The sequence below is a fragment of the Clostridium sp. AF34-13 genome (genome assembly GCF_003477845.1).
GTDB lineage: Bacteria > Bacillota > Clostridia > Lachnospirales > Lachnospiraceae > Butyribacter > Butyribacter intestini.
In genome coordinates, this window is the sequence record NZ_QUEB01000002.1 from 95958 (window position 1) to 122405 (window position 26448).

Annotated in this window: 24 protein-coding genes; 2 read left to right on the forward strand and 22 right to left on the reverse strand. The window is 37.6% G+C overall.

Translation table 11 applies throughout. From position 1 onward, the window contains the following. Nucleotides 1-172: 172 nt before the first annotated feature. The 11 genes from DWZ63_RS02285 to DWZ63_RS02335 all read right to left on the reverse strand — a co-directional run bounded on the left by DWZ63_RS02285 (nt 173) and on the right by DWZ63_RS02335 (nt 13391). A complete protein-coding gene (locus tag DWZ63_RS02285) occupies nt 173-1855 on the reverse strand; it encodes a hypothetical protein (RefSeq protein WP_055942389.1) in 1683 nt (560 codons plus the stop codon). A gap of 216 nt (nt 1856-2071) precedes the next feature. Further along, nucleotides 2072-2686, reverse strand: coding sequence for a signal peptidase I (gene lepB, locus DWZ63_RS02290; protein WP_055942392.1), 615 nt, complete (start codon nt 2684-2686; stop codon nt 2072-2074). Between the two features lie 29 nt (nt 2687-2715). Beyond that, the gene (locus DWZ63_RS02295) at nt 2716-3531 is read right to left on the reverse strand and encodes an adaptor protein MecA (RefSeq protein ID WP_055942395.1); all 816 of its coding nucleotides are present in this window, start codon (nt 3529-3531) and stop codon (nt 2716-2718) included. Nucleotides 3532-3888: 357 nt separating this feature from the next. Further along, nucleotides 3889-4761, reverse strand: coding sequence for an undecaprenyl-diphosphate phosphatase (locus DWZ63_RS02300; RefSeq protein ID WP_055942397.1), 873 nt, complete (start codon nt 4759-4761; stop codon nt 3889-3891). A 410-nt stretch (nt 4762-5171) separates the two neighbouring features. Further along, entirely contained in the window at nt 5172-6674 is a 1503-nt protein-coding gene (locus tag DWZ63_RS02305; protein ID WP_055942400.1) for a 4Fe-4S dicluster domain-containing protein, read from the reverse strand. A 493-nt stretch (nt 6675-7167) separates the two neighbouring features. Next, nucleotides 7168-8211: an electron transfer flavoprotein subunit alpha/FixB family protein gene (locus tag DWZ63_RS02310; protein WP_022014978.1), complete on the reverse strand. Its 1044-nt coding sequence runs from the start codon at nt 8209-8211 to the stop codon at nt 7168-7170. A 25-nt stretch (nt 8212-8236) separates the two neighbouring features. Next, nucleotides 8237-9022: an electron transfer flavoprotein subunit beta/FixA family protein gene (locus DWZ63_RS02315; RefSeq protein WP_055942404.1), complete on the reverse strand. Its 786-nt coding sequence runs from the start codon at nt 9020-9022 to the stop codon at nt 8237-8239. A 51-nt stretch (nt 9023-9073) separates the two neighbouring features. Beyond that, nucleotides 9074-10243, reverse strand: coding sequence for an acyl-CoA dehydrogenase (locus tag DWZ63_RS02320; protein ID WP_055942406.1), 1170 nt, complete (start codon nt 10241-10243; stop codon nt 9074-9076). Between the two features lie 37 nt (nt 10244-10280). Beyond that, entirely contained in the window at nt 10281-11153 is an 873-nt protein-coding gene (locus tag DWZ63_RS02325) for a 3-hydroxyacyl-CoA dehydrogenase NAD-binding domain-containing protein (protein ID WP_022014975.1), read from the reverse strand. Between the two features lie 146 nt (nt 11154-11299). Beyond that, entirely contained in the window at nt 11300-12088 is a 789-nt protein-coding gene (locus tag DWZ63_RS02330) for an enoyl-CoA hydratase-related protein (protein ID WP_022014974.1), read from the reverse strand. A 118-nt stretch (nt 12089-12206) separates the two neighbouring features. Beyond that, the gene (locus DWZ63_RS02335) at nt 12207-13391 is read right to left on the reverse strand and encodes an acetyl-CoA C-acetyltransferase (RefSeq protein WP_055942412.1); all 1185 of its coding nucleotides are present in this window, start codon (nt 13389-13391) and stop codon (nt 12207-12209) included. 665 nt (nt 13392-14056) lie between these two features. Between DWZ63_RS02335 and DWZ63_RS02340 the strand changes: the two genes are divergently transcribed. Continuing rightward, nucleotides 14057-15400, forward strand: coding sequence for a butyryl-CoA:acetate CoA-transferase (locus tag DWZ63_RS02340; RefSeq protein WP_022014972.1), 1344 nt, complete (start codon nt 14057-14059; stop codon nt 15398-15400). Nucleotides 15401-15672: 272 nt separating this feature from the next. Here DWZ63_RS02340 and DWZ63_RS02345 read toward each other — a convergent pair whose 3' ends face one another. From DWZ63_RS02345 to DWZ63_RS02355, 3 genes are all read right to left on the reverse strand, one after another. Beyond that, complete coding sequence (locus DWZ63_RS02345; protein WP_118498563.1) at nt 15673-16641, reverse strand: Rpn family recombination-promoting nuclease/putative transposase; 969 nt, start codon at nt 16639-16641, stop codon at nt 15673-15675. Nucleotides 16642-16949: 308 nt separating this feature from the next. Next, complete coding sequence (locus tag DWZ63_RS02350; RefSeq protein ID WP_347474818.1) at nt 16950-18950, reverse strand: leucine-rich repeat domain-containing protein; 2001 nt, start codon at nt 18948-18950, stop codon at nt 16950-16952. Between the two features lie 24 nt (nt 18951-18974). Beyond that, complete coding sequence (locus DWZ63_RS02355) at nt 18975-19724, reverse strand: hypothetical protein (RefSeq protein ID WP_118498566.1); 750 nt, start codon at nt 19722-19724, stop codon at nt 18975-18977. Nucleotides 19725-20084: 360 nt separating this feature from the next. Here DWZ63_RS02355 and DWZ63_RS02360 point away from each other — a divergent pair, with 360 nt between their 5' ends. Further along, nucleotides 20085-20345, forward strand: a complete 261-nt coding sequence (locus DWZ63_RS02360; RefSeq protein WP_022014356.1) for a helix-turn-helix transcriptional regulator — start codon at nt 20085-20087, stop codon at nt 20343-20345. A gap of 83 nt (nt 20346-20428) precedes the next feature. Here DWZ63_RS02360 and DWZ63_RS02365 read toward each other — a convergent pair whose 3' ends face one another. The 8 genes from DWZ63_RS02365 to truB all read right to left on the reverse strand — a co-directional run bounded on the left by DWZ63_RS02365 (nt 20429) and on the right by truB (nt 26440). Then, nucleotides 20429-20659, reverse strand: coding sequence for a leucine-rich repeat protein (locus DWZ63_RS02365; protein ID WP_182431422.1), 231 nt, complete (start codon nt 20657-20659; stop codon nt 20429-20431). Then, complete coding sequence (locus DWZ63_RS02370) at nt 20634-20870, reverse strand: Ig-like domain-containing protein (RefSeq protein WP_118498570.1); 237 nt, start codon at nt 20868-20870, stop codon at nt 20634-20636. Before DWZ63_RS02370 ends, DWZ63_RS02365 begins: the two co-directional genes overlap by 26 nt. Before the next feature lie 6 nt (nt 20871-20876). Then, on the reverse strand, nt 20877-21182 hold the full coding sequence (locus tag DWZ63_RS02375) for a hypothetical protein (protein WP_147353193.1): 306 nt from the start codon (nt 21180-21182) through the stop codon (nt 20877-20879). 50 nt (nt 21183-21232) lie between these two features. Beyond that, complete coding sequence (locus tag DWZ63_RS02380) at nt 21233-22222, reverse strand: L-serine ammonia-lyase, iron-sulfur-dependent, subunit alpha (RefSeq protein WP_022014353.1); 990 nt, start codon at nt 22220-22222, stop codon at nt 21233-21235. Nucleotides 22223-22235: 13 nt separating this feature from the next. Continuing rightward, a complete protein-coding gene (gene sdaAB, locus DWZ63_RS02385; protein WP_022014352.1) occupies nt 22236-22898 on the reverse strand; it encodes an L-serine ammonia-lyase, iron-sulfur-dependent subunit beta in 663 nt (220 codons plus the stop codon). Nucleotides 22899-23074: 176 nt separating this feature from the next. Beyond that, nucleotides 23075-24271: a polysaccharide deacetylase family protein gene (locus tag DWZ63_RS02390; protein ID WP_182431423.1), complete on the reverse strand. Its 1197-nt coding sequence runs from the start codon at nt 24269-24271 to the stop codon at nt 23075-23077. A gap of 305 nt (nt 24272-24576) precedes the next feature. Continuing rightward, the gene (locus DWZ63_RS02395) at nt 24577-25467 is read right to left on the reverse strand and encodes a bifunctional riboflavin kinase/FAD synthetase (protein ID WP_182431424.1); all 891 of its coding nucleotides are present in this window, start codon (nt 25465-25467) and stop codon (nt 24577-24579) included. Nucleotides 25468-25489: 22 nt separating this feature from the next. Beyond that, nucleotides 25490-26440: a tRNA pseudouridine(55) synthase TruB gene (gene truB, locus DWZ63_RS02400; protein ID WP_022013953.1), complete on the reverse strand. Its 951-nt coding sequence runs from the start codon at nt 26438-26440 to the stop codon at nt 25490-25492. Nucleotides 26441-26448: the final 8 nt, after the last annotated feature.

A 26448-nucleotide genomic window follows, 5' to 3' on the forward strand; every position in this document is an offset into this window, starting at 1 on the left:
CCTTTCTTTTTAATGTGTAGTGTTTCCATTTCAAATAAAGTTATACAATATCATTTCTGTTTTCGATTAAAAGCAACTTGATAATACATTGTCGCTGTATTTCTGTTTTCGCTTTAAACAAAGACAACGATATATTATTGCCACGCAGGCATATATATAATAAATATGATGATTATTCTGTTTCTTTCCAGAGTCCGTTTTTTAAGAAATCCCTTGCCTGCTTTTCAGCATTATAGGTTATAACCTTATCATAACCTATCATATTCAAAAGCTTTATGGCATTTCTTGTATTCGCCGCACCCTCTCTCAATCTATAATCAAACAAAACATCTTCCTCGTCAACATGCTCCTCAAAATGATAATTAACATAATACTTTTTGAGCATATTTGTAAGCTCTATATCATGCGTTGCTGCAAAACACATTGCACCTTTCCCCGCAAGATACGCAAGTATCTCGGATGATGATGCTATCCTCTCAAGTGTATTCGTGCCTCTTAGGACTTCGTCTATAAAACAAAGTACCGGAACTTTGCTTTCCTTTACTTTATCCAGTATTCTCTGGAGCGACCTTATCTCAACTATATAATAGCTTTCGCTGTTTTCAAGGTCATCTCTCAATGCCATTGATGAATATATATAGTAAAAACAGGTTTTATATGAGTCTGCGAGCACAGTATTTATCGTCTGTGCAAATATGGCATTTATCGCAACAGTCTTGATAAATGTCGATTTACCCGAAGCATTTGAACCCGTAAGAAGAACAGATTTTTCAACACTGATACTGTTTTTTACCGGCTTTGCAATAAGCGGATGATATAAATTTTTGGCTCCAATCCCGATATTTTTATTATCAAACTCAGGAATACACCAGTTTTCAAGACTTTCCCTGTATGAACAGATTGAAATCATACTGTCAAGAAAACCAATCACCTCATATATATTAAATAATTCCTCATTGAGTTTTTTTGCCTCAGATACCATCGTACACATCTTTATTATATCTATGTGTACCAACATTCTGACATAATCCATAAGTGAATCAAGAAGGTCTCCACCCATCTGACCTCCCGCTATAAGTGAACTGTGTTTACAAAACTTTTTGAAACTCTTTACACTTTTATCGAGACTATCCATATAATCTTCAAGACCACTTATCTTTAAATCTACAATATCCCGACTCTGTGCCACAGTGCGTACTATAAACCCAAATAACTGTATATAGGGTTCAATCAATGATTTGTCCTTATAATATGAAAAGATATTATGCACAACAACAGCCACAAAAACAATTATCATAACTGACGGCCACACAAAGCACAACGCTCCGCTTATGAGAAACAAAATACCAGATAAAATATGTTTTAATCTGTTCGGTGCATTTATATCTTTCACACTGTTCATATATTCGTAAACCGATATTTTCCCAGGTTTTCCCATCTGTGAAAATGCAATCTGAAGTTTCAATCTCTCTTCCTCATTATCTGCCATCAGCTCGATAACACGCTCTCTTTCTGCAAGCTCCTCACTGTCCGTGCAAGGTTTGTGCAGCATTGCATAGAGATATTCTTCTCCCACAGATGTCCTAGTATGATTTATCTTTTCGTAAACTCTGTCAAGTTCGAGGTCATTCCATGTAATATCATCGATATCATTCTCTCCTGCCGTGTTTTCATGATAATATTTTATATTTTTCCATATCACCTCGGAATATTCCTGTCTCGTCGGCTGTCCCCATGTCCTCTTAAGCCTTGATGTAAGTTTTTCCATATACTTTTTCTCGTCATATACCACTTTTATCACGACAAGAACCAGAATAATTATGACCCCTATAGTTATCTTAATTGAATTATCCATATCCATCCTCCACATACTTCATTTTCTAAAAAAGGACGCAAACTTTATAATTTACGCCCTTATTTTCATATCAATTATACCGTTGCCGCCAAACACCTAAAATTTTATAAACATTTTATATGTTCTGCTGCTTACACACAATCTTTACTGCAGCTCTACTATACAACCGACATTTTATACTGCCTGTTACACCCTTGATGCGACAAAAACTTTATATTATTTTACTTCTGATGATGACGAACTATCACTCTTTTTAAAACCGTCAATCTGATTTATAAAAGCAAATGAATTTGTCCTTATCCATGCCTTTCCTACTATGTCGCTCTTTAATACATTTCCCATGCTGGCATTTCGGCTGTCCTCACAGTCATTTCTGTTATCTCCGAGCACAAAATACTCATCATCGTCAAGTGTTATCTCATCAAGTGCAAGTCCACCGTTTTTCATAAGCGGAAAATCATACTTTTCATCAAGAACTTTTCCATCAATATAGACTTCACCGTTAGTTATCTTGACCTTTTCCCCCGGCAGACCGATAACCCTCTGCACCACATAATAATTATGCTCACTTCCATTCTGTCTCAAAACCACAACATCATTTCTTTTTACGGAATGAAGTTTATACGACATTTTATTTATAAGAATTGAGTCATCATCTTTTACAGTCGGCTCCATGCCATTTCCTGACATAGTCATTCTTTCAAGACCATAGCGGACTATCAAAAAAGCTGCAAGTACGACTATCGCTATCTCAATTAAAGTGATAAGGATACCGGTAATTATCTTCCTCGGATTTACTGATGTATCATCTAAATCATAATTATATCTCATGCTATACTACAATACTCCCACTTTATTTATTAATATTCTTTCAATACCTTAAGAGCATTTTTAGAAATAAGACACTCAAAATGTTCCTTGCAATACTGCTCTATGTATGCCTGCTGTGAACATAACTTTGCATATTCCGTAAGTTTATGACAGACTCTTGTATAATCACCAAACTTAAGTTTACCTTTTTTAACAAACAGATAATATTTTCCATTTGAAACATCTTTATAAAGTTTGCTTGGAATATTTTTGTCAAGTTTCAAAGTCTCGGCAAATCTTTCTATATCATGCAAAGTATCAAAGCAAAATACCTTTGCTGCTGATGCTGCCTGCTTTTCTTTTGCCTTCTTCTGCTTTTCAATATCTTTTAAATGCTGTTTAAACGCTTTCTTTTGCTCATCCTCTGAAAGAGAATTATCATTTTTAAACTTGTCCATCTGCACATTTTCCACCTCATCAGTGGCTGCTTCTGACAGTTCTTCATCACCTGACTCGTCTTTTTCCTTTAACACACCGTTCACAACAACATCCGGTGTGCCAGACTCATCAAGTATGCCCGCAAGATTTTGTATCTGATTGAGCATATTGTGAATGGCATCTTCCCCTCTGTCAGTAAATGTGATAGTAAGAGAATTGTCCGGCATACGCATAAGCTGCATAGACACCATGCCGCTTTCTATCTCATAGCCAATCTCTTCCTCTGCCATCTCAACGATACTCTCAAGAAACTCTCTTGACCTTTCCTGATTTGTAAAAAAATCCTCTATCGCAAAACCGTATGAATTCATTTCCTCCTCTGTCATTCTACACTGAACAGTATTTTCATCAATCCTCTGAAAATCCATACGAACACCTCCTTAAAAAGTTAAAGTCTCTGACTGATATAATAATGCTTATACGGGTTCTTGTCAACAACATCAAAACATAAGTTTTGACATAATATCAAAACATATGTTTTGATATTATATACCCTTACTGTATAAATTCTATATAAAAAAAGGGGGCATCCTGCGGGTACAGGATGCCTAGGTATGAATTGAAAAAAGGGTAGTAGGTGTTTCCTACTATCGAGTAATATTGTACATTGTTAAAAATATTATGTCAAGCTGTAAAACAACTATTTTACTGTTTTTTCTCAGTTTTTTTATACTTTTTCTATACTATTCATAATCATTTGCTTATTTACACACATCCGGATTTATTTAACCTGCCAACGCAAAATATCCGAGTACAAGTACCCCCAAAATAATTCTATACCAGCCAAACACTTTGAAATCATGCTTTTTAATATATCCCATGAGGAATTTTATCACAAAAAGTGATACTATAAATGCCGTTATCATACCTGTAAGCAATATTCCTGCTTCAAGAGCAGAAAAACCAAGTCCAAATTTAATTATTTTTATAAGACTTGCCCCAAACATAACCGGAATCGCAAGATAAAATGTAAACTCTGCCGCTACTGTTCTCGAAAGACCAAGTATAAGTCCGCCTATGATAGTTGCTCCTGATCTTGATGTCCCCGGAAATACTGCTGCTACAAGCTGGAACATTCCTATCCAAAAAGCTGTCGTATATGTAATCTGACCAATTTTATTAACTGAAGGTATATTTTTCTTGTTCTTTTCCTCGACAATAATAAATACAATACCTATCAATATAAGCATTATTGCTACGGTTTTGTAATTATAAAACCATTTTTCCAGATTATCCCCGAATGCAACTTCAACAATAATTGCCGGAACACAGGCGGCTACTATCTTAAACCACATTATAAATATATCCTGTTTGATAAACTTAAAATTATCTAAAAAACCGGCAGCTTTATGTTTTACATAATGTTTTTTGAAATTCTCCTCTTTACAAAACGGCCATATTCTCCACCAGAAAAGAAGAACTACCGCCATTATTGCTCCAAGCTGGATAACTACAAGATACATCTCTCTGAATTTATCAGATACATCCATCTTTATAAATTCATCAAGCAGAATCATATGACCCGTACTGCTTATTGGCAGCCACTCAGTAATTCCCTCCACGATTCCAAAAATAATTGATTTGATAATTTCTAACATGACACTCTCCAATCCTATAATTTTTACATATTTGAAATTTTAGGTATAAAACAGACTGTTTTTATATTGCAATATATTGTAAAAACAAAATCTATAAAACAATTTAAATATACTATATCTTCTATATATAATTTGTAATATATCGGGGCAAAATGCATTTTAACCATTGCATAACAAAATACAGTCTGACAATACAATATATATTATCAGACTGTATTAATTATTTCAATATGATGTCACCTAATTAAAAACTAAATAACTTTTTAACATTCAAATCAGACATTCTCAATCTGCTTTGAATATTTGCTAATTCTGCATTCAGCCTTTCATTTATTACATTCATAAATCTGTCTGCAAGCTCAAGTATTGCTTATTATCTTTATAGCTGAACTGTCACTCTCAAGTTATACTTAAGGTAATTCAATTTCAAGCAAATCTTTTGCCGGAAGCTTAGTTGTAGACTCTTTAACAGTCTTAGCAACGGCAAGTTTAGCCTTGTTGATTGGAAGAATAGTTCCAACACCTGCTACACATCCGCCTGGGCAACCCATTCCCTCGATCATGCAGCCGTCTTTCTTTCCGGCTTTTGCAAGAAGAAGCATCTTCTTACATTCTGCAAGACCCTCACAATGCTCCGTCTGGACTTCTGTTCCAGGATAGTATTCTTCGATACACTGCTCAATTGCACTGATAACTCCACCTGCAACAGCATATCCACGCCCTGCTCCTGTTGCTTCATGCATTGAACGACCCTTATCATATTTGCTAAAATCAATATTCTTTGCTTTAAATATTGCATTTAATTCTTCAAATGTAATAACAAAATCAACATCACTTCGCACAGTTCTTCTTGATGCCTCAAGCTTTTTAGCTGCACAAGGTCCTATAAATACTACCTTTGAGTTTGGATATTTCTTCTTGATACTTCTCGCAGTTGCAACCATAGGAGTAAGCTCCTGAGATACACTGTCGATAATATCAGGGAAATACTTCTTAGCAAGCATTGACCATGCAGGACAGCATGATGTAAGAAGAAACGGAAGATCTCCATTTACTACTTCCTTTACATAATGATGTGCTTCTGATACTGCACCGATATCTGCTCCAAGAGCAACCTCATGAACATCCTTAAATCCACATTCTTTTAATGCAGCTATAACCTGTGCAGGTGTAACATCAGCTCCAAACTGACCCTCAAATGCCGGGGCAATCTCTGCGATAACTTCATCACCGTGCTGGATAGCTCTGATCATCTGGAATATCTGTGATTTATCAGCAATAGCTCCGAATGGACAGCTCGCCATACACTGACCACATGATACACACTTCTCATCATTTATCTTTGCTCGACCATGCTCATCACTCTCGATAGCATTAATTCCACAAGCTTCGGCACAAGGTCTGATTTTCTTGATAATCGCATGGTATGGGCATATAGCTATACATTTGCCACATTTGATACATTTGTCCTGATCTACAAATGCGTGTCCGTCAACCATTGAGATAGCTTCTTTTGGACAGACTTCCATACATGGATGTGCTACACAACCGTGACACATATTGCTGACTTCAATCTTGTTGTCCTCACACATATCACAAGCCGATGGAATAACCTGCATAAGAGGCGGCTCATAATATTTTTCAGAAATATTACTCTCTGCAAATCCCTCTGTTATATGTACCGGTCTGTCTAATGGTCTGAGTGAAAGTCCCATTGCAAGACGAACTCTTTCTGATGCAATAGCTCTTTCTCTCCAAATGCTCTCACGGTAAAGCGGAACATCTGATGGTGTTATCTTGTATGGTATTTCCTCCAACTCGTGGCTTACATCTCCTGTACTGTAAGCAGCACGTGCTACTTCCTCAAATACCTGTTCCCTGATTTTCTTTGTCTGTGTGTCAATTCCACGCATGGCAATCCTCCTATTATATTTGTATAATACCAATAGTAACCTATTTATTTTAAGTTGCAGTCTGACAAACATAATATACATAACTCCCCTGTATATTATTAATTTCTAAAAATCTCAGCCACAACATTTTCACTGTAAAAACTAAGCTAATGCAGATATACTGAATTTGTTATTATTTTCCATATTTTTTCCGCACAAACCTAACATATTATACTATAATAGATAAAAAATCTCAATAGAATTTTTTAAATTTATTATAAACAAATTCTATTGAGTTTTTGACATTATTACAACAAATATCATTATACCTAACGGATATGGAATAAAAAATAAGTTTTCAAATATAAAAATCATGCAACAATTAAAAAGGCGGCATACCCAAAACCGGATATGCCGCCTTTATATATGAATTAAAGAACTACCAAAATATAATTATAAATTGTCTCTTCTTGACTTTCAGTCAAGAAGCATCCCTCGCTTTAACAAGCTCGGTCTATTTTACAACCTCTTTTAAAGCTTCTGTAAGCTTTGGTACGATCTTGTTGAGGTCGCCTACTATACCATAATCAGCTACATCGAAGATAGGAGCTGTCTCATCTTTGTTGATTGCAACGATGATGTCTGACTCTTCCATACCTGCTGTATGCTGGATAGCACCTGAAATACCGATTGCAAAGTAAACATTAGGACGAACTGTCTTTCCTGTCTGTCCAACCTGTAACTCTTTTGGCATCCATCCGTTATCTACTACTGCACGTGAGCAGCTAACTGTTCCGCCGATTACATCAGCGAGATCCTGAAGCATTGCAAAGTTCTCTTTGCTTCCAACTCCACGACCACCTGATACAAGGATTTTTGCATCCATGATATCAACTGTATCTGAAAGATCTTTAACGATGTCAAGGATCTCAACATATTTGTTATTTGGAGTAAATCCAGGATTGTACTCGATAACTTCTGCTTTTGCACCCTTTACAGGCTCGATTTTCTGCATAACACCAGGACGAACTGTTGCCATCTGTGGACGATTGTCAGGGCAAGCGATAGTAGCGATAGTGTTACCACCGAATGCAGGACGAGTCATGAGAAGCTGATTGTGCTTCTGTTTATCTTCCTGTCCAGGAATTGCATTGATTGGGAAATCACCAATCTCAAGTACAGTACAGTCTGCTGTAAGACCTGTCTGAACACGAGCTGATACACGAGGTCCTAAATCACGACCAATAGCTGTTGCACCAACTAATACGATTTCAGGCTTGTACTCGTTGATTACTGAAGATAATGCATGAGCATATGGCTCTGTTCTGTACTCTTTTAACTCAGGATCATCTACAACGATAACCTTGTCTGCACCATACTCTGCTAATTCATCTGTAAGACCTTTAACATCAGAACCGATAAGAACGGCTGTTACATCTGTACCAAGGTCACTTGCAAGTTCTTTTGCTTTTCCAAGCAATTCAAAAGCGATTCCGCTTAATTCGTTGTCTACCTGCTGTGCAAAGACATAGACACCCTTATATTCTTCTAAACCCATTTTAGTCACCACTTCCTTATAAATTTTAGATTACATGTTTCTCTTTTAATTTGTCCATGATGTATGAAACTGCCTGATCTGCATCTTCAGGAGTAACCTTCTCGCCTGCTCCCTTTCTAACTTTGTCAGAAGCTTTAGCGATCTTTGTAGGTGATCCTGCAAGACCGATATTAGAATCATCAACATCTTTAAGGTCTTTTCTGCCCCATACTGTAATCTCAGCATCGTAAGCATCAAAGATTCCGCCTGGAGTCATATAACGAGGCTCATTTAATTCTGAAAGAGCTGTAACTAAGCAAGGCATCTTAGCTTTTAATACATGATATCTGTCATCATACTGACGCTCTACTACAACACTGTCTCCCTCGATCTTAATGTCTTTAGCATAAGAGATTACAGGGATGTCAAGGTGCTCAGAAATCTGAGGACCAACCTGTGCTGTATCACCGTCGATAGCCTGACGACCTGTGATGATAAGATCATAATCAATATTTCTAAGTGCACCGGCAATTGTTGTAGATGTTGCCCAAGTATCAGCACCACCTAAAACTCTGTCAGTTACAAGGATACCCTTGTCTGCACCCATTGCGATTGCTTCACGAAGTACTTCCTCTGCTTTTGGAAGACCCATTGTAAGTACAGTTACCTCTGCACCATATTCATCTTTTATTCTAAGTGCTGCTTCCAAACCTGCTTTGTCGTCAGGGTTCATGATTGCAAGCATAGCACCTCTATCCAAAGTACCGTCCGGGTTAAATTTAACTCCGCCTTTAGTATCTGGAACCTGTTTTACACATACTACTATTTTCACAGCTTTGTCACTCCTTGTCTTATTTTTTGGTTTATGTTTTTATTTACGATATTATTTAAGTAATGCACCTGAGATAACCATTCTCTGAACTTCACTTGTTCCTTCATAGATCTCAGTAATCTTAGCATCACGCATCATACGCTCAACATCGTACTCTCTGATGTAACCATAACCACCATGTAACTGAACTGCTTTTGTTGTAACTTCCATTGCAACTTCTGCTGCACAAAGTTTAGCCATAGCAGCTTCTACTGAGTAAGATACCTTTGCACCGTCAGCAAATTCCTGTTTCTTAAGTGCTGCTCTGTAAACTAAATTCTTTGCAGCTTCAACCTTTGTAGCCATATCAGCAAGCTGGAACTGAGTATTCTGCTGCTGTGCGATAGTACGGCCAAACTGTTTTCTCTCTTTTGTGTACTCGATTGTTCTGTCAAGTGCACCTTCTGCAAGACCAAGTGCCTGAGCTGCGATACCGATACGTCCACCATCAAGAGTGTGCATAGCGATAGGGAAACCTTTGCCCTGAGGTCCTAAAAGTGCATCCTTAGGAATACGGCAATCCTGGAAAATAAGCTCATATGTTGAAGAACCACGGATACCCATCTTCTTCTCTTTTGTTCCGAATGTGAATCCAGGTGTTCCTTTTTCTACGATGAATGCAGAGAATTTCTTAATCTTTCTGCCTTTCTTTCCTTCGATGATGTCTGTATAAGCAATAATGATATAAACATCAGCAACCTCACCGTTTGTGATGAAGCACTTAGAACCATTAAGTACCCACTCATCTCCGTCAAGTACAGCTTTAGTCTGAACACCCTGAGCATCTGTACCTGCACCTGGCTCTGTAAGACCAAATGCTCCGATATACTCTCCACTTGCAAGCTTTGGAAGGTATTTCTTTTTCTGATCTTCTGTACCATAAGTAAGAATAGGATCTGCACAAAGTGATGTATGAGCTGAAACAATAACGCTTGTTGTACCACAAACTTTTGCGAGTTCCTCTACACACATAATATATGTTAAAATATCACAACCCTGTCCACCGTACTCCTTTGGAATAGGAATACCCATGAAACCACTCTTTGCCATTTTTTTAACAGTTTCCATTGGAAAATGTTCTGTCTCATCAGTCTCCTGAGCAACAGGTTTAACTTCATTTTCAGCGAAATCTTTGAAAAGCTGTCTCGCCATCTCATGCTTTTTACTTAATGTAAAATCCATGCCTTTCTTTACCACCTTTCATAATTTATATAATCAATTACTGTGCATCAACTGCTGTCTTTGTACGATCAGCATTATATACATAGAAACCTTTTCCACTCTTAACACCGAGATTTCCACCACGAACCATCTTACGGAGAAGTGGGCAAGCACGATACTTGCTGTCACCAGTCTCATTGTAAAGAACATCCATGATAGCAAGGCAGATATCAAGACCGATGAAGTCACCTAACTCTAAAGGTCCCATTGGATGATTTGCACCAAGTTTCATAGCTGCATCGATTCCGGCGATATCAGAAACACCTTCCATCTTGATGAATGCTGCTTCGTTGATCATTGGGATAAGGATACGGTTTACTACGAATCCTGCTGCTTCATTTACCTGAACAGGAGTCTTTCCAATCTGCTCTGCAATCTTCTTGATAGAGTCAACAGTCTCAGCAGGTGTATTTACACCAGCGATAACTTCGATAAGTTTCATACGGTCAGCAGGATTGAAGAAATGCATACCAACCATTGGACGTGTAAGTCCGTTGCCGATCTCTGTGATAGAAAGGCTTGATGTGTTTGATGCAAAAATGCACTCTGGTTTAGCAATCTTATCTAACTCAGCAAATGTAGTCTTTTTAACCTGCATATCTTCAAATGCAGCTTCTACGATAAGATCACAGTCTGCACAAAGGTTCTCTTTTAAGCCCGGTGTGATTCTTGAAAGGATAGCATCAACTTCTTCCTGAGTCTTCTTTCCTTTCTGAACAAGTCTGTCATAACCTTTAGCGATTTTTTCTTTTCCGCCTTCAGCCCACTCCTGCTTGATATCGCAAAGAGCTACTTCAAAACCTTCTGTCTGAGCAAATGCCTTAGCAATGCCCTGTCCCATAGTACCAGCACCAATAACGCCTACTTTCATGATATAACCTCCATAATATTATATTTATCTGTTTGTCAGATATTCCGGCTGCTATATGACACTACCACTTTGCAGCCGGTTAAAAATCATTTTTCAGAAACGCAAACATATTCTTACATATTCATGTTTCTTTTTAATACTTTAAATTAGCAGTTCTTAAATGGAACAACCTTAACTTTCTGATCCTTAGGTGCAAGGAAGTTTCCCATTCCTGCTTTCTGGTCTTCTGTCTCAAAGCAGTCACCAAAGAGTTTTTCTTCGATAACGATAGCCTTGTCCATATCAACCTGAAGACCATCGTTGATAGCCTTCTTACAATTGCGGACTGCAATAGGTGCATTCTTCGCAATTGTAGCTGCAAGTTTCTCTGCTGCCGGGATAAGCTCCTCAGCAGGATATATTGCATTTACAAGACCGATTCTGTAAGCTTCGTCAGCCTTGATGTTTCTTGCTGTGTAGATAAGCTGTTTAGCCATACCAACACCAACTGTTCTGGCAAGTCTCTGTGTTCCACCAAATCCAGGTGTAATTCCAAGACCAACCTCAGGCTGTCCGAACATTGCATTCTCTGAGCAGATACGAATATCACAGCTCATAGAAATCTCGCATCCTCCACCGAGTGCAAAACCGTTTACTGCTGCAATAACAGGAATTGGTAATGTCTCAAGTTTGCGGAATACATCATTTCCTTTTTTACCGAATGCTTCGCCCTCAGCCTTTGTAAGTGTGCTCATCTCTCCGATGTCAGCACCGGCAACGAAAGACTTGTCGCCTGCTCCCGTAAGGATAACGGCTCTAACTGTATTAAGGTCAATGGCATCAAGTGTTGCATCAAGTTCATCAAGAACCTGGCTGTTTAAAGCATTTAATGCCTTTGGACGATTGATAGTAATAGTTGCAACTGCATCTTTTACTTCATATAAAATAAAATCCATGATATTTTCTCCTTTTTAAGATACATATTAATCCGAATATCCCGAAAACTCAGGATATCCGGCAATATTTATTTTTAATGCTTTTTAGGCATCCGTGACACCCGTACAGGCGAATGGATTAGTCTCTCTCAACAACTGTTGAGCAGCCCATTCCACCACCGATACAAAGTGTTGCAAGACCTCTCTTAGCATCCATCTTCTGCATCTCATGAAGAAGTGTAACGAGGATACGGCATCCTGAAGCTCCAACCGGATGTCCAAGTGCAATAGCACCACCGTTTGGATTAAGTTTAGAAAGATCAAAGTTAAGATCCTTTCCAACTGCTACTGACTGTGCAGCGAAAGCTTCGTTTGCTTCATATACATCAAAGTCATCAATTGTAAGACCAGTCTTTGCAAGAACTTTCTTTGTAGATGCAACAGGTCCAACACCCATGATTGAAGGATCAACTCCGCCAAGTGCTCCGGCAACAAATGTAGCCATTGGTGTAACACCGAGCTCTTTAGCTTTTTCCTCACTCATAACAACGATTGCAGCAGCACCATCATTGATTCCTGATGCGTTACCTGCTGTAACTACGCCGCCTTCTTTTCCTGAACAGCATTTAAGTTTTGAAAGGCTCTCAGCAGTTGTTCCAGGACGTGGTCCCTCATCTTTATCAAATACTGTAACACCTTTTCTTGTCTTAATCTCAACTGGAACGATCTCGTCATCAAATGCACCTGCTGCGATAGCCTTTTCACATTTCTGCTGGCTGTTTGCTGCAAACTCATCGAGTTCTTCACGAGTAAGTCCCCACTGATCTGCAACATTCTCTGCCGTAATCATCATATGATACTGATTGAATGCATCCCAAAGGGCATCGTTTACCATTGTATCAACAAGTTTTCCGTTGTTCATGCGGTATCCGAAACGACCCTGCATCATAGCATAAGGTGCCATAGACATATTTTCCATACCACCTGCAACAACGATGTCAGCATCTCCTGCCTGAATCATCTGAGCTGCCATATTTACACAGTTAAGACCTGAACCACAAACTACATTTACTGTAACAGCCGGTGTCTCAACAGGAAGTCCTGCTTTGATTGAAGCCTGACGTGCAACATTCTGACCTAAACCTGCCTGGATAACACATCCCATATATACATGATCTACCTGATCTGCAGGTACATTTGCTCTTTTAAGAGCTTCCTTAATAACGATTGAACCTAATACAGGTGCCGGAGTAGTGCTTAATCCTCCACCCATTTTTCCGATTGCAGTACGACAAGCGCCTGCTAAAACTACTTTCTTTGCCATAAAAATAAGTTCCTCCTTGTCCGTTTTTCACTGATACAATATCAGCTTTATTTAGAAACCGACCTACTATCACATATATCCTATACATCAGAAAATCAAGTATGCACTCAATTTTCATATTATGTAACTCTCACATACAATCGGTTCTATCATTGATAATCATATAACAAAACGACAAATTAAGCAAGTTTTTTCAAGGTACTTTATTTTTAATTTATTTTTTATAGCTGAATAGCCTTTCATTTTCCAAATGAAATAAACATAAGCTGCGCAGCAGCGACTGACAGCTTGCTGGCAGGTTTATGAAACTAAGGAATGAATGACCGAACTGTTACACTTTATACTATAGCCTAATTACATTTTCTTACAATTCTGGCTGCCTGTCCCTCAATTCATTTGTTGATAATTTTTTTTATTAGTGTTATTCTATTGTTGGCAAAATTTTAGACTTTACAGTATAATTTTTCTCAATTTAATTTATACTGTAATTTGTGTAAGGAACAAATCTTATTTCTATTCCTGCATAATATAATGCCCGCATCAGTGTCACGATGCGGACTACGGTTACTGCCTATACTTTCTATAATGGCAGATAACAATCATTTCATATGTTAATGATGCAATTAGGACAACTACAATCTTGTGGCACAGAAAAGAGGAAGATTATGGATTTTAATGAAATTTACAAGCAGAAACTTACTACTGCTGATGAAGCAGTCAAAGTTATAAGATCCGGCGACTGGATCGATTATGGATGGTGCACCGGCACTGTTGATGCACTCGACAAGGCACTTGCAAAGCGTATGCCTGAACTTTCAGACATCAACATCCGCGGCGGTATTCTTATGAAAGAGCCTGAAATCTTCAAACTTGAAGATGCAGCTTCTCATTTTACATGGAACTCTTGGCATAGCAGCGGCATCGAGAGAAAAGCAGTAGCAAAAGGCTTTTGTTTCTACTCTCCTATCAAATATTCTGAACTTCCGGGATATTACAGAAACAGTCAGACCCCTCCTCGTGTAGCAATGTTCCAGGCTGCTCCTATGGATGCACACGGATATTTTAACTTCGGACCAAACGCATCACATATGGCTGCCTGCTGTGAAGTTGCAGATATAATTATCGTTGAAGTTAATAAAAATATGCCTCGCTGTCTCGGCGGATTTGAAAACGGCATCCACATCAGCAATGTTGACATGATAGTCGAGGGTGACAATCCTGCAATTCTTGAGACAGGTGCTCCGGCTCCTACAACTGAAGTTGATGAAGCTGTTGCAAAATATATCGTAGATGAAATTCCTGACGGTGCCTGCCTGCAGCTTGGTATCGGTGGTATGCCAAATGCCGTAGGTTCACTTATTGCACAGTCAGACCTTAAAGACCTCGGTGTACATACTGAAATGTATGTTGATGCATTTGTTGACATTGCAAAAGCCGGCAAGATAACAGGTCTTAAAAAGTCAAGAGACAAGGGGCGCCAGGTATATGCTTTCGGTTCAGGAACAAAGAAACTTTACGACTACTTAGATGAAAATCCTGAGTGCATGAGTGCTCCTGTAAACTACACAAACGATATGTCAGTTATCGCTTCTATTGACAATTTTATTTCAATAAACAATGCGGTAGATATTGATTTATTCGGACAGATAAATGCAGAGAGTGCCGGAACAAAACACATAAGCGGTGCAGGCGGACAGCTTGACTTCGTACTCGGTGCTTACCTCTCAAACGGTGGAAAGAGCTTTATCTGTATGTCTTCTACTTTCACAACCAAAGACGGCACTGTTCAGTCAAGAATCAAACCTACTCTTTCAAATGGTTCTATCGTTACCGATACGCGTGCAAACATCAATTACTTTGTAACTGAGTACGGCATCGTAAACCTCAAGGGACTTTCTTCTTGGCAGAGAGCTGAGGCTCTTATCTCAGTTGCACATCCTGATTTCAGGGATCAGCTTATCGCAGAAGCAGAAAAGATGCATATCTGGAGACAGAGCAATAAGAGATAATCTATTATTAAACACTACTAAAAAATATCAGTATGGATTGCAAATATCCACTTGACTGCATCAAAATAATAAAATAAAAACTCCCGATAGTACGAACTTTTATATTCGTGCTGTCGGGAATTTTATTAAAATTAAGTACTATTACTTTCCGTTTTTATTCATTTTATAATCTATATGCAACTTACCTTTTCTGTGAAAATATCAATGTATAATTATTTTCAATTTTTATATCATATTATAATCTCTGACGCCCACCCTTATATATTATCTGTTCATTGAGATACTGCTGATAACTTTTTTACAACTTCTCTTACATATTCTTCCGGCTTCGACACTTTCTTTGCAATCTCTGGTATCGTCATATTACAATCTATATATGCTTCAATTTTTCCTTCAATCTGCCCGGCAATCCTGCCTTCTCGCTGTCCCTCATCTTTTGCATTTTTCAATGAATTTTCCCATGCTCTGCACACATCAACCACCTCGTCTTTCTCATTGCCGGTAATATTTGCACCGGTTATCATATTTATTAATTCTACTGCTTCTTTTTCTACATTTTGAAACCTGCGTTTTCCTTTAATCCATCTTCCATCGTCATCCGATTGATGTTTTATGAATTGTAATACCGACCCTAAATCTGTTTTAAACTTTTCATACTCGCTGTCTGAAACTTTTATCGGCTCTATCAGGTTTATCTTATAATCAGGAACATATTTTAAAATCTGTTCATCGTTTACACAAAACATATCATGAACACTTTTTGCTCCATCCCAGCTTTTATCTCCAAAATAGATAACCAGAGTTACCACCGGCATTAATTTATCTTCTTTTCTAAATCCCGATAAAAATTCTTCCGAACTCAATTTGATTGCGGCACCTTTGTTTTTATTACGATATGAACTCTTTGCTTCTTCCACCTGCTTTGCATACTGTAAAGAATCATAAAGCATATTTTTAACAGCCATTGCATAATGGATTTTGTCCTGATTTTCCGTGCCGAGTACAACATAAACCGCATTTCCGTCTGTGACACTTTCCCATATCATAAGATTATCTCTTATTTTCTGCACGGCAGCTTTAGCATCATTTCCATACGGCATCATAAACTCTGCCGTATCTATCTTTTGCAATTTTTCAGGCTTTATTATCTGTACTCCGTCATACACATAGAAATTAAAAGCATCTGCTATTATGTTTTTGTGCGACATATATTGTTTTGTTGCTATATCAATTTTCCCCATACATTATTCTTCCTTTCATTATATTTTGTTTATTTTAAAAAGGCAATATTTAAAGTTACTTTCTAAACTGGTTTAATCATATCAGACAATTTAATTTTTTAATATGTGCATTTTGCAAAAAATATTGTATCGGTTTTAAGGCAATACATATAATTGTATAATAATAAATTTTATGTTTTCTTATGCAATATGCATTATTTCCTCTGATTTTTTTGTGGAAATATGACAAAAAAATCGGCACTTAACTACTGTAAATGCCGATTTTATCGTTGTTTGGTTTACTTTTTACTTATGCTTGTTTTACAATCCTACTCAACATCATCGTCATCATACATACCGGGATTGTATGCTTTATAAAACGCTGATACTGATTTATATACCGTTCCTTTCCAAGTAATACTTGTTAAATTTTCACAATTCCAGAAAGAATTTTTATCTACCTGTACAGCATCAGGAATATTAATTTTTGTCAATGTCGATAAGTTATTAAAAGCCATATATCCAATTTTGGTTACACTTGCCGGAATAACAGTAGTCTTACAACCATACACAAGTTCATGTGGTTCATTATCAATTTGCTCAAAATCATAAATACTATCAAATTTTATTTCCTTTTTGGCAATTATTGCGTTACTGCCTTCTTCACTATAATAATATTCATTTTCTTCATCTACTGTCATCTCCTCTAAGGCGTTACAACCAGCAAATGCATTCACTCCTATCTTAGAAACTGTATCAGGAATATTTATATTCTTTAATGATGTGCACCCATAAAACGCTTCATCACCTATTCTTGTGACTCCTGATGGAATACTAATTTCTGATAATCCCGTCATCTGATAAAATGCAAAATCATCTATTTTCTTAACAGTATCAGGAATAACAGTATTCTTACAAGCTGCAATCAATACATAAGCATCATGGTCTTCGTTATAATGCTCTTCGTTTTCATCTACAACACCTTTAATTTCTTTTTTAGTTATAATGGCATTTACACCTTCACCACAATAAAAACATTCATTTTTTTCATCTACTGTTATTTTTTCAAGACTTTTTGTATTAAATAAAATACTTGTACCTATGTTAGTTACGCTTGCAGGTATCGCTATCTCCCTGAGTGAAACACAATCGGCAAACGCATTGCTTTCAATATTTGTCACACCATCAGGAATAATGAACTGAGGCATCTTACCACAACCTTCAAATGCTTCCACACCTATTTTTTTCAAATTTGACGATGCAGTTACATTTTTAAGATTTGTGCAATTCATAAATGCCCGGTCTTCTAATGCAGTCGTATTGGATATATCAATGTTCTCAAATCCCGTACAATCCCAAAATGCTTCTTTTCCTATTGAGCCCTTAGAAAATTCAAAATCTTTTATACTAACACAGCCTGCAAATGCTCTACTGCCAATATCCGTATTTTTATTCTCAATATTAACAGTTGTCAATTTATCACAGGCACTAAACATATCGTCTCCAATATAATTTATGTTTTGAGGTATGGTGATTTCCTCAAGACTTATACAACCTGAAAAAACACCTGATAAAATAGTTTTATCACCATTGCACTTTATCCCTTTTGACAAAGTCACTTTCTTTAATTTTTCACATTCCCGAAAACACATCTTGCCTACACTCTCTACCGTGTCTGGAATATTAAACTCCGTAAAAGCCGTACATGAAAATGCTTCCTCACCAATAGATTTTATATCATCATCAAATGTAACAGACTGCAATGATGTACACTCACTAAACATATAATCACTTATAATTGTTTTTCCTTTAGGCAGCACAATTTTTTTCAAAGCATTACAATCCCAAAATGCTCCTTCTTTTATTTCCGCATTTCCTTCTTTTATTTCAACATCGTTTAACACCGAACATGAATAGAATGCACTTTCTCCAATTATAGTACTGCCGGGTATAGACACCTTGTATAATCTGTTGCAGTCCCTAAATGCTTCCTCACCAATCTCCTTTACATTATCAGGAATTATCATCTTCTCAACTTTAGTTCCTAAAAATGCACCGGCTTTAATATACTTAATGCTGTCTGTAATAACCGTACCTGCACATCCTGCAACAATAGAATCCGTCGATTTTTCAACTATGGCATTACAATTATCCCTACTGTCAAAATATTTATTTTCAGGGTCTACCGTTATTTTTTTAAGCAATTCACAATTATCGAATACCCCTTTTCCAATCTTCGTCACATTTTTTGAAATAGTTATACTGACCATATGCTTGAAACCACAGAATTGTTCATCTTTTAATTCCGTCAGATCACTATCATTTTCAATAACAAGATTATATGTCTTATCATATCATTCATCACTTTCACCATTATAATACCATGTTATACCTGTCGGTTTTTTTGTCGGTTTTGCTGTTGGCTTTACTGTCGGTGTCGGTTTCTCTGTCGGCTTTACTGTCGGTGCAGGTGTTACCTTAGGCTCCGTCTTATTAATCGGTGCCACTGTCGGTGCGTCCGTAACTACAGGTGCCACTGTCGGTGTTTCCGTAACTACAGGTGCATTTGTCCCGGCAGGTGTGCTTGTCGGCACATTTGTTCCGGATGGTACATCTGTTACTGCCGGAGTACCTGTAACTTCCGGTTTTACCGTAACATCTGAGGAAGCGGTCGGCTTTGTTGTCGCCGTAGGTTTTGCCGTTGCAACAGGCTTCTTTGTTGTTACCGGTTTTTTAGTTGTTGCCGGCTTCTTTGTCGTTTTCTTTGCCGCAACGGTTATTTTACAACTGTACTTTTTCTTTCCGATAACTGCCTGTACCTTTGCCGAACCCTTTTTTAAACCTTTTACGGTGCAGCCTGTCTTACTCTTTTTAGTTATCTTTACATATTTTTTTCCTTTTGAAACTTTCCATTTAACACTCTTTTTGTTGTTTTTAAGTTTTACCCTTACGGTCTTTCCCACCGTAACTTTTGCACTTTTTGCAATACTTGTTTTTTTTGCCGCAAGTGCAAATGTGCCAATATGCACACTTGAGATTATAAGCGATGCTGTCACAATACCCGTAAGACACCGCTTAATTTCCTTTTTTGTCCTTTTCTTCATAATAATCCTCACTTCTGCACACTTTTTTGCATATCAGGTTTGTGTCAGGTGTGCACATACACAAATCCTGTGTGTGAAAAATATTATTTTTCACACTATGGTCCCTCTTTTCTAAGATTTTTAAGAGTAATTTTGTTATATGGGATAAAAATATCTCTGTAACAAAAATATTCTTAACAAGCATATTTTAATCATAATATTTATATTTGTCAACTTTTTACATTCTAAAAAATATTCCTATCTGGCACACGGCGGCTGTTTCTTTTCTATTCTTAAGAAGCATATTGAAATGTGAGCACACATCTATAATATCTTTATAATTTGGCATTTTTGCCGCTTTTTACACATATAGGAGGTTTCATGAAAGCATTTTGGTATAACGAAAACAGAAAAAATATTATCGGTCTGGAAATAAGAAAACTGCGCCGCGAAAAGAAATTATCAACACGTGATCTTGCTGCAAAAATCCAGGTTAATGGTTATAACGATATAACTGAAAACACAATATCTAAGATAGAACACGGACGCCGTTTTGTTCCCGACTACGAAGTCAAGATTTTTGCAGATGCTTTAGACACGACGCCTAGCAAACTTCTTGAAATTTCACAAAAAACATTATAATGTGAAAAAATCACCAGTGGTACTTCTTATGTAAATAACACCAAAAACAAAGTCCCACAGGAACTATCCCGTGGGGCTTTATGTTATCTTTTCAATATCTTTGCGTATAATTTCAACTTACTCTTTGGCACTTTTATCTTAGCTTTTTTATTCAGCTTTTTAAATGCACCTTTTCCTACTGTTTTTGAAGTGAGTTTCTTTGTTTTAACTGTGAGGTCTTTTAGACCACTGCACCCGTAAAATGCATTTTTTCCTATTTTTTGTACTTTTGACGGAATACTTACCTTCTTAATCGGACAGAACAGTAACCTCACAGTCCGCTTCTGCATCTCCTAATTTAGCCGTTACCATTACCTTTCCACTCTTATATGCTGTTATGTTTCCTGCAATATCAACTGACACAACATCATCATTGTCATACGACCATTTTACATTCTGCCCTGTTGTATCAATATCAGAATATGCAATGCTTAACTTGTCCCTGTCTCCTGCATTTAAGCTTAACTTTGTCTTGTCAAACCGTATCTTACTCTATTCTTTATATGACAGACTTGAAGGCAATGTGTAGCTTATCTTTCCCTCTGCTGTCTCATACGCAATAACAGACTGTCCCGATACATAACCGAGCGTGAGGTTTCTCACAATGCTTTTTCCGCTGAACACCGTTTTCACAATCCGGTTATTCGCTTTTCCTAATGCGACTTTTAAACCCGTCTGCATACCCTCACTATCGTTTTCATTGTCCTGTACCACTGTCGCCGCTTTTGCACTTTTGCCATACTGATATTGCGGTGTCCCTGTAAACACCATGGCAGATGCAGTTATAATGGAAATCACACGCCATATTCGACAACAGAAAGTGAATCAAAAAGGTACACTAATAATCTTCACAAAACCCTCCCCGCAATCTCCTTCCCCGAAACCGTTCCGGCAAGTCCACCTACTCCGGTTTCTTTGAGCGACTCATCCATCTTGTCGCCTACATAAGCCATCGCATCTATAACCTCATCAACGGGAATCCTGCTTTTTATGCCAGCCGATGCCATCTGGGAGCTTGATACTGCATTTACCGCACCGACAACATTTCTTTTTACACATGGCACTTCAACAAGTCCTGCGACCGGGTCACAGACAAGTCCTAAAAGATTTTTAAGTGCCATTGCCACGCTGTCTGCTATCTGCTGTTCATTGCCGCCCTGAAGATATGTGAGTGCTCCTGCTGCCATTGCACTTGCCGAGCCTATCTCCGCCTGACATCCTCCTCTCGCTCCGCTTATCGATGCTCTCCGGGCTATGACCTCTCCTATACCTGCCGCCACATAGAGAGCCTTTATTATCTTTTCATCTGCTTCTTTTTTTGCTTTTGTGTCTTTGTCCTTCTGCTCTGCATTATCGGTCGTTATGTTATTTGATTTATTATCTCCATAATCGGTAGTTATGTTGTTTTTTGCATTATCTTCCACATTTATATTTTGTAAAATCATCCTCTCATAGTAAGGCACGAGGATTGCAGGCATAACACCACACGCACCCGCTGTCGGGGCAGCTACTATCCTTTTCATACAGGCATTTGACTCTCCCATCTTAAGTGCCTCCGTGATAACTTTTCCCATAAAATCACCGCAGAGACATTCGTGTGTCTTTATATATTCTTCCATCTTTTTGCCGTCACCGCCGCTTAGTCCGCTCGCTGATTTTATACTGCCGTCATATCCCTTAGCCGCCTGATACATTGCATCCCACAATTCTCTCATCTTTTGGGCAGACTCGTTCTCATCCACATTCCTGTCTGACATATCATCCTCAAGGATAACTCTCCAAAACTCCCTGCCATCACTCTCACACTTATCTAATATCTCTTTTATCGAACCAAACATATAGTTCCTCCTCTCACTCCATAATATTTACATAAGTAACCTTTATCACACCCTCAAGATGTTCAAGCCATTTAATAGACTCTTCCGGTATCTGCTGGTCTGTCTCTAGCACCATAACCGCATAACCTCCTCTTTTATCCCTGAAAAGCTGCATTGTCGCAATGTTTACACACTTATGTGAAAGCATTGATGTTACCTCAGCGACATGACCCGGCTGGTCTATGTTGTGAACGATAAGTGTCGGTTTTTCCGCTGAAAAGTTTACATCTATACCGTCTATCTTATTTACCATTATCCTTCCACCGCCGAGTGACGATGCCTGAACGCTTAATTTTCGGTCATTTTTTCCGACCATTTCTATAAGTGCAGTGTTCGGGTGTGCATTTCTTATGTCCGCATTGTAAAATTCAAACTCTATGCCTGCCGCCTTAGCAAGTTCAAAACTTTCAGGTATCCGCATATCGTCAGGATGCATATCAAGTATGCCTGCGATAAGTGCTCTGTCTGTTCCATGACCTTTTCCCGTTTGTGCAAATGAACCGTAAAGTCCTATCTTTACTTTGCATGGCTCGTCCTTTAAAAGATGCCTTGCGACATAACCTATTCTTACTGCTCCCGCTGTGTGCGAGCTGCTCGGTCCAACCATGACAGGTCCTAATATATCAAATAAGTTCATTTTTTCTCCTCCTTTTATTTTATAGATAACTACGAAACTGATATACTTTGTGTTAATTGCAATGATATCATCGCAATTTTATCAAGGTTTACGACAGTTTCGCAATTTTTTTATGAAAAAAGGAGCAAACATACTGTTATATATGTTTACCCCTTTGTAAATCTTTTATGACTTTTTTAGTTGTTTACACCGTGATGTACTGCATCTGTGCTGGCTGTTATAGGCAGGAACACATATCCGTGCTTTTTGCCGTATTTTATCATTTTGTCCAATGCATTTATTGTCTTGTCGTTTCCGTAAAAATCATGCATGAGTACGACATTTCCTCTACCTTTACAAAGTTCGCTGGTAACATTATGGAAAGTCTGCTGCGGATTTCTTGCTCCGCCTGCATCTTCGCTATCGACATTCCAGTCAAAGTAATGATAACCCCAGCCGTCAAGCTTCTTTGTAAGTCTTGTCATGATGCCTTTATTGTATCTGCTGACTGTATTTGAACTTCCACCCGGAAATCTTGATACGGTGCACCATACTCCAAATTTCTTAAAGAAAAGATTGCGGAGTTTGTCAAGGTTTCCTTTATAAACTTTTTCAGATTTGTATATCTCATAATATTTATGTTTATATCCGTGTAAAGCAAGTGTGTGTCCCTCGTCTATAACTCTCTTTGTAAACTTAAAGTCATAGCTTGCAGGACGAAGTTCAAAGAATGTTGCTTTTACATGATTTTTCTTGAGGATATTTAATACTTTCGGTGTCGTGTAGCTGTTTGGACCATCATCAAATGTAAGATATACTATATTCTTTGGTCTTTTTTTAACTGTTATCTTTGATACATATGTCCTTTTGCCATCATTTCCTTTTATGATAACATTTCCTCGTTTTTTTGCAACTATTTTTCCTTTTTTGTTTATTGTTGCGATTTTTTTGTTTGTAGAACTCCACCTGACATTTTTAGCTTTTACCTTAGTGCTGAACTGCATATCTAAATGTTCACCGGTAAGCATTGTAAATTTAGGATAAACCATCCCATGTTTCGCTACCTTTATCTGATAATGGATGACTTCTTTATCACTTTTCATAGTAATGGTTGTTTTTCCACGCTTAACACCATGTACTACTCCATTTTTTGTGACTGTCGCAATTTTTTTATCTGCTGAACTAAACTCAGCATCTTTGACTTTGTCAGGCAGTGATTTTGCTTCACTAAGAACAAGTTTTACCGCCTCTTTTTTCTTTACGACATTTTCCTTTGCATTAACAGTTTCACCGCTTTTTTTTGCCTCATCCTTTTTTCCTCCACAGGCACTACAGCTTACTGCTGTTGCAAACAATACCCCAAATAAAATACCCTGAACATATTTTTTCTTCATTAGTCTCATTCCTCACTATCCCTATTTTTATTATCAGACTTATGTAAGACCAGCTATTGCCAAATGCTATAAAATCTGCTAAAACACAGATATTTATGTCATATTTTATCAATGCCATGCTTTTTATTGCCATATTTGACACTGTAAAAGCATAATCCACTACATTGTAAAATCGTGGTTTATGACATTGTAAAAGGGCAAACACATCTATGTTTGCCCTTATGGTTTTCACATAAGCAATATAATCATAACAAATTAAAAATATAAGTCAAGGAAAAAAGTATTGCTTTTTGATTAAGAAATTGTTACATTTGCCAGCGTGCCACCTTTGCCTTGTCCGCCTCCATCTGGTTTTTCAGTTCGTCAAGTCCCGGAAATTTCTTTTCCGGTCTTATACGCTCATAAAATTCAACCATTATCTTTTTTCCGTATATATCCCTGTCAAAATCAAGCAGGCAGGTTTCCACACCTATGTCATATCTGCCGATAGTAGGTTTTCTTCCTATGTTTGTCACGCCTTTATAGACCATGTCATCACCTTCAATCATTACTTTTGACGCATATACTCCTGACGGCAGGAGCAGTTTTGATTTTTCCGGTATAATATTTGCTGTCGGCATATTCATTGTTCTTCCGAGTGCATTGCCATGAATAACAGTCCCCTCTATAAAATAACTGCGTCCGAGAAGCTCGTTTGCACGCACCACATCTCCGTCCTCAAGTTTTTTTCTGACAAGCGTGCTGCTTATTATCTCATTGTCAGACTCAAGCTTATGAAATATCTTTATGTCATAATCGTATATAGAAGCATATTTTTTTAACATTCCGACATTGCCCTCACGTTTTCTTCCAAAACGAAAATCTTCACCGACACATATATATTTCACATCAAGTTTTTCTACAAGAAATTTTTCTATAAACTCCTCAGGAGCCATGTTTTTTGTGTGCTCATTAAATGGAAATATAACCTCTCTTGCAATTCCTATTTCCTCTAATACTTTGTTTTTTTCATCCTGTGAATATATATATTTCTGAGGTGTATCTGACATTTCAAATGTAAATACGGTCGGTACAAGTTCTTTTCTCTCTGATATTCCGTTAAGCAAAAGGCGGTGACCTCTGTGCACACCGTCAAACTTTCCAAGTGATACCGCACTGTTTTTTACTTTTATATCCAAACCTTTTAGGATTTCCATTTTTCTTCTGCCTCCTTGAAAACTAAAACATTTTAAACACTTTAAAATCATTTTCATTTTTCTGATATACTGCCTTAAAATTGTTATTTTCATCGTAGACAAGTATTTTTTCATCCTGTTTTATCCCGGATACATCCTGCTTAAAATCTTTTGCCTTTAAAGTATTTCCATTTTGCAAATACCTTATCCCGTCACCTGCCACATTTACCTTAGAATAATCAAATAGCGAGTCAACGCTATAAACTTTCTCCCTGAATATCTCAGGCTTTTCTTTTGACAGAATTTCTATGTCATTCAATGTAAGTGCATCTTCTATCTTAAAAACTGACACTCTTGTCCTCATAAGTTTTTCCATTGTGGCACAGACACCTAGTTTCTTCCCTATATCGTGACAGAGTGTTCGTATATATGTTCCCTTTGAACAGGTAACATCCATTGTAAATATTTTTTCTTCAAGATTTATATCAACAATGTCTATCTCTGATATTGTTATCTTTCTCGGTTTTCTCTCAACGGTCTTTCCCTCTCTCGCAAGTTCATACAGCTTTTTGCCATTGATTTTTAAAGCCGAATACATAGGCGGTATCTGCTCCGTCTCACCGACAAAAGAATTTACACAGTCTCTTAACTGCTCCTCAGTAATCATATCAGTATCACATTCATTTAAAACTGTTCCTGTCATGTCCTGTGTGTCAGTCTCAACTCCGAGCCTGCACACTGCTCTGTACGATTTATCTTTGTCCGTAAGCAGTTCGCAGACCTTTGTTGCCTTACCGCAGCATACCGGAAGCACACCTGTTGCCTCCGGGTCAAGTGTGCCTGTATGACCTATCTTTTTCTGTCTTAATATCCCCCTGAGTTTTGCAACAACATCATGAGAAGTAAAACCTGCTTCTTTATATACATTAATTATTCCGTCCAAATTCCGCTTTCCATCCTTTATATTTTTATAACTGCTATTATCATCTATCATAAACAGTC

Excerpts from the sequence above, each read along its gene's own strand:
- DWZ63_RS02285 (WP_055942389.1), bottom strand. The coding sequence starts at position 1,855 with ATGGATAATTCAATTAAGATAACTATAGGGGTCATAATTATTCTGGTT.
- lepB (WP_055942392.1), bottom strand. The coding sequence starts at position 2,686 with ATGAGATATAATTATGATTTAGATGATACATCAGTAAATCCGAGGAAG.
- DWZ63_RS02295 (WP_055942395.1), bottom strand. The coding sequence starts at position 3,531 with ATGGATTTTCAGAGGATTGATGAAAATACTGTTCAGTGTAGAATGACA.
- DWZ63_RS02300 (WP_055942397.1), bottom strand. The coding sequence starts at position 4,761 with ATGTTAGAAATTATCAAATCAATTATTTTTGGAATCGTGGAGGGAATT.
- DWZ63_RS02305 (WP_055942400.1), bottom strand. The coding sequence starts at position 6,674 with ATGCGTGGAATTGACACACAGACAAAGAAAATCAGGGAACAGGTATTT.
- DWZ63_RS02310 (WP_022014978.1), bottom strand. The coding sequence starts at position 8,211 with ATGGGTTTAGAAGAATATAAGGGTGTCTATGTCTTTGCACAGCAGGTA.
- DWZ63_RS02320 (WP_055942406.1), bottom strand. The coding sequence starts at position 10,243 with ATGGATTTTACATTAAGTAAAAAGCATGAGATGGCGAGACAGCTTTTC.
- DWZ63_RS02325 (WP_022014975.1), bottom strand. The coding sequence starts at position 11,153 with ATGAAAGTAGGCGTTATTGGTGCTGGTACTATGGGACAGGGCATTGCT.
- DWZ63_RS02330 (WP_022014974.1), bottom strand. The coding sequence starts at position 12,088 with ATGGATTTTATTTTATATGAAGTAAAAGATGCAGTTGCAACTATTACT.
- DWZ63_RS02335 (WP_055942412.1), bottom strand. The coding sequence starts at position 13,391 with ATGGCAAAGAAAGTAGTTTTAGCAGGCGCTTGTCGTACTGCAATCGGA.
- DWZ63_RS02340 (WP_022014972.1), top strand. The coding sequence starts at position 14,057 with ATGGATTTTAATGAAATTTACAAGCAGAAACTTACTACTGCTGATGAA.
- DWZ63_RS02345 (WP_118498563.1), bottom strand. The coding sequence starts at position 16,641 with ATGGGGAAAATTGATATAGCAACAAAACAATATATGTCGCACAAAAAC.
- DWZ63_RS02355 (WP_118498566.1), bottom strand. The coding sequence starts at position 19,724 with ATGAAGAAAAGGACAAAAAAGGAAATTAAGCGGTGTCTTACGGGTATT.
- DWZ63_RS02360 (WP_022014356.1), top strand. The coding sequence starts at position 20,085 with ATGAAAGCATTTTGGTATAACGAAAACAGAAAAAATATTATCGGTCTG.
- DWZ63_RS02380 (WP_022014353.1), bottom strand. The coding sequence starts at position 22,222 with ATGTTTGGTTCGATAAAAGAGATATTAGATAAGTGTGAGAGTGATGGC.
- sdaAB (WP_022014352.1), bottom strand. The coding sequence starts at position 22,898 with ATGAACTTATTTGATATATTAGGACCTGTCATGGTTGGACCGAGCAGC.
- DWZ63_RS02390 (WP_182431423.1), bottom strand. The coding sequence starts at position 24,271 with ATGAAGAAAAAATATGTTCAGGGTATTTTATTTGGGGTATTGTTTGCA.
- DWZ63_RS02395 (WP_182431424.1), bottom strand. The coding sequence starts at position 25,467 with ATGGAAATCCTAAAAGGTTTGGATATAAAAGTAAAAAACAGTGCGGTA.
- truB (WP_022013953.1), bottom strand. The coding sequence starts at position 26,440 with ATGATAGATGATAATAGCAGTTATAAAAATATAAAGGATGGAAAGCGG.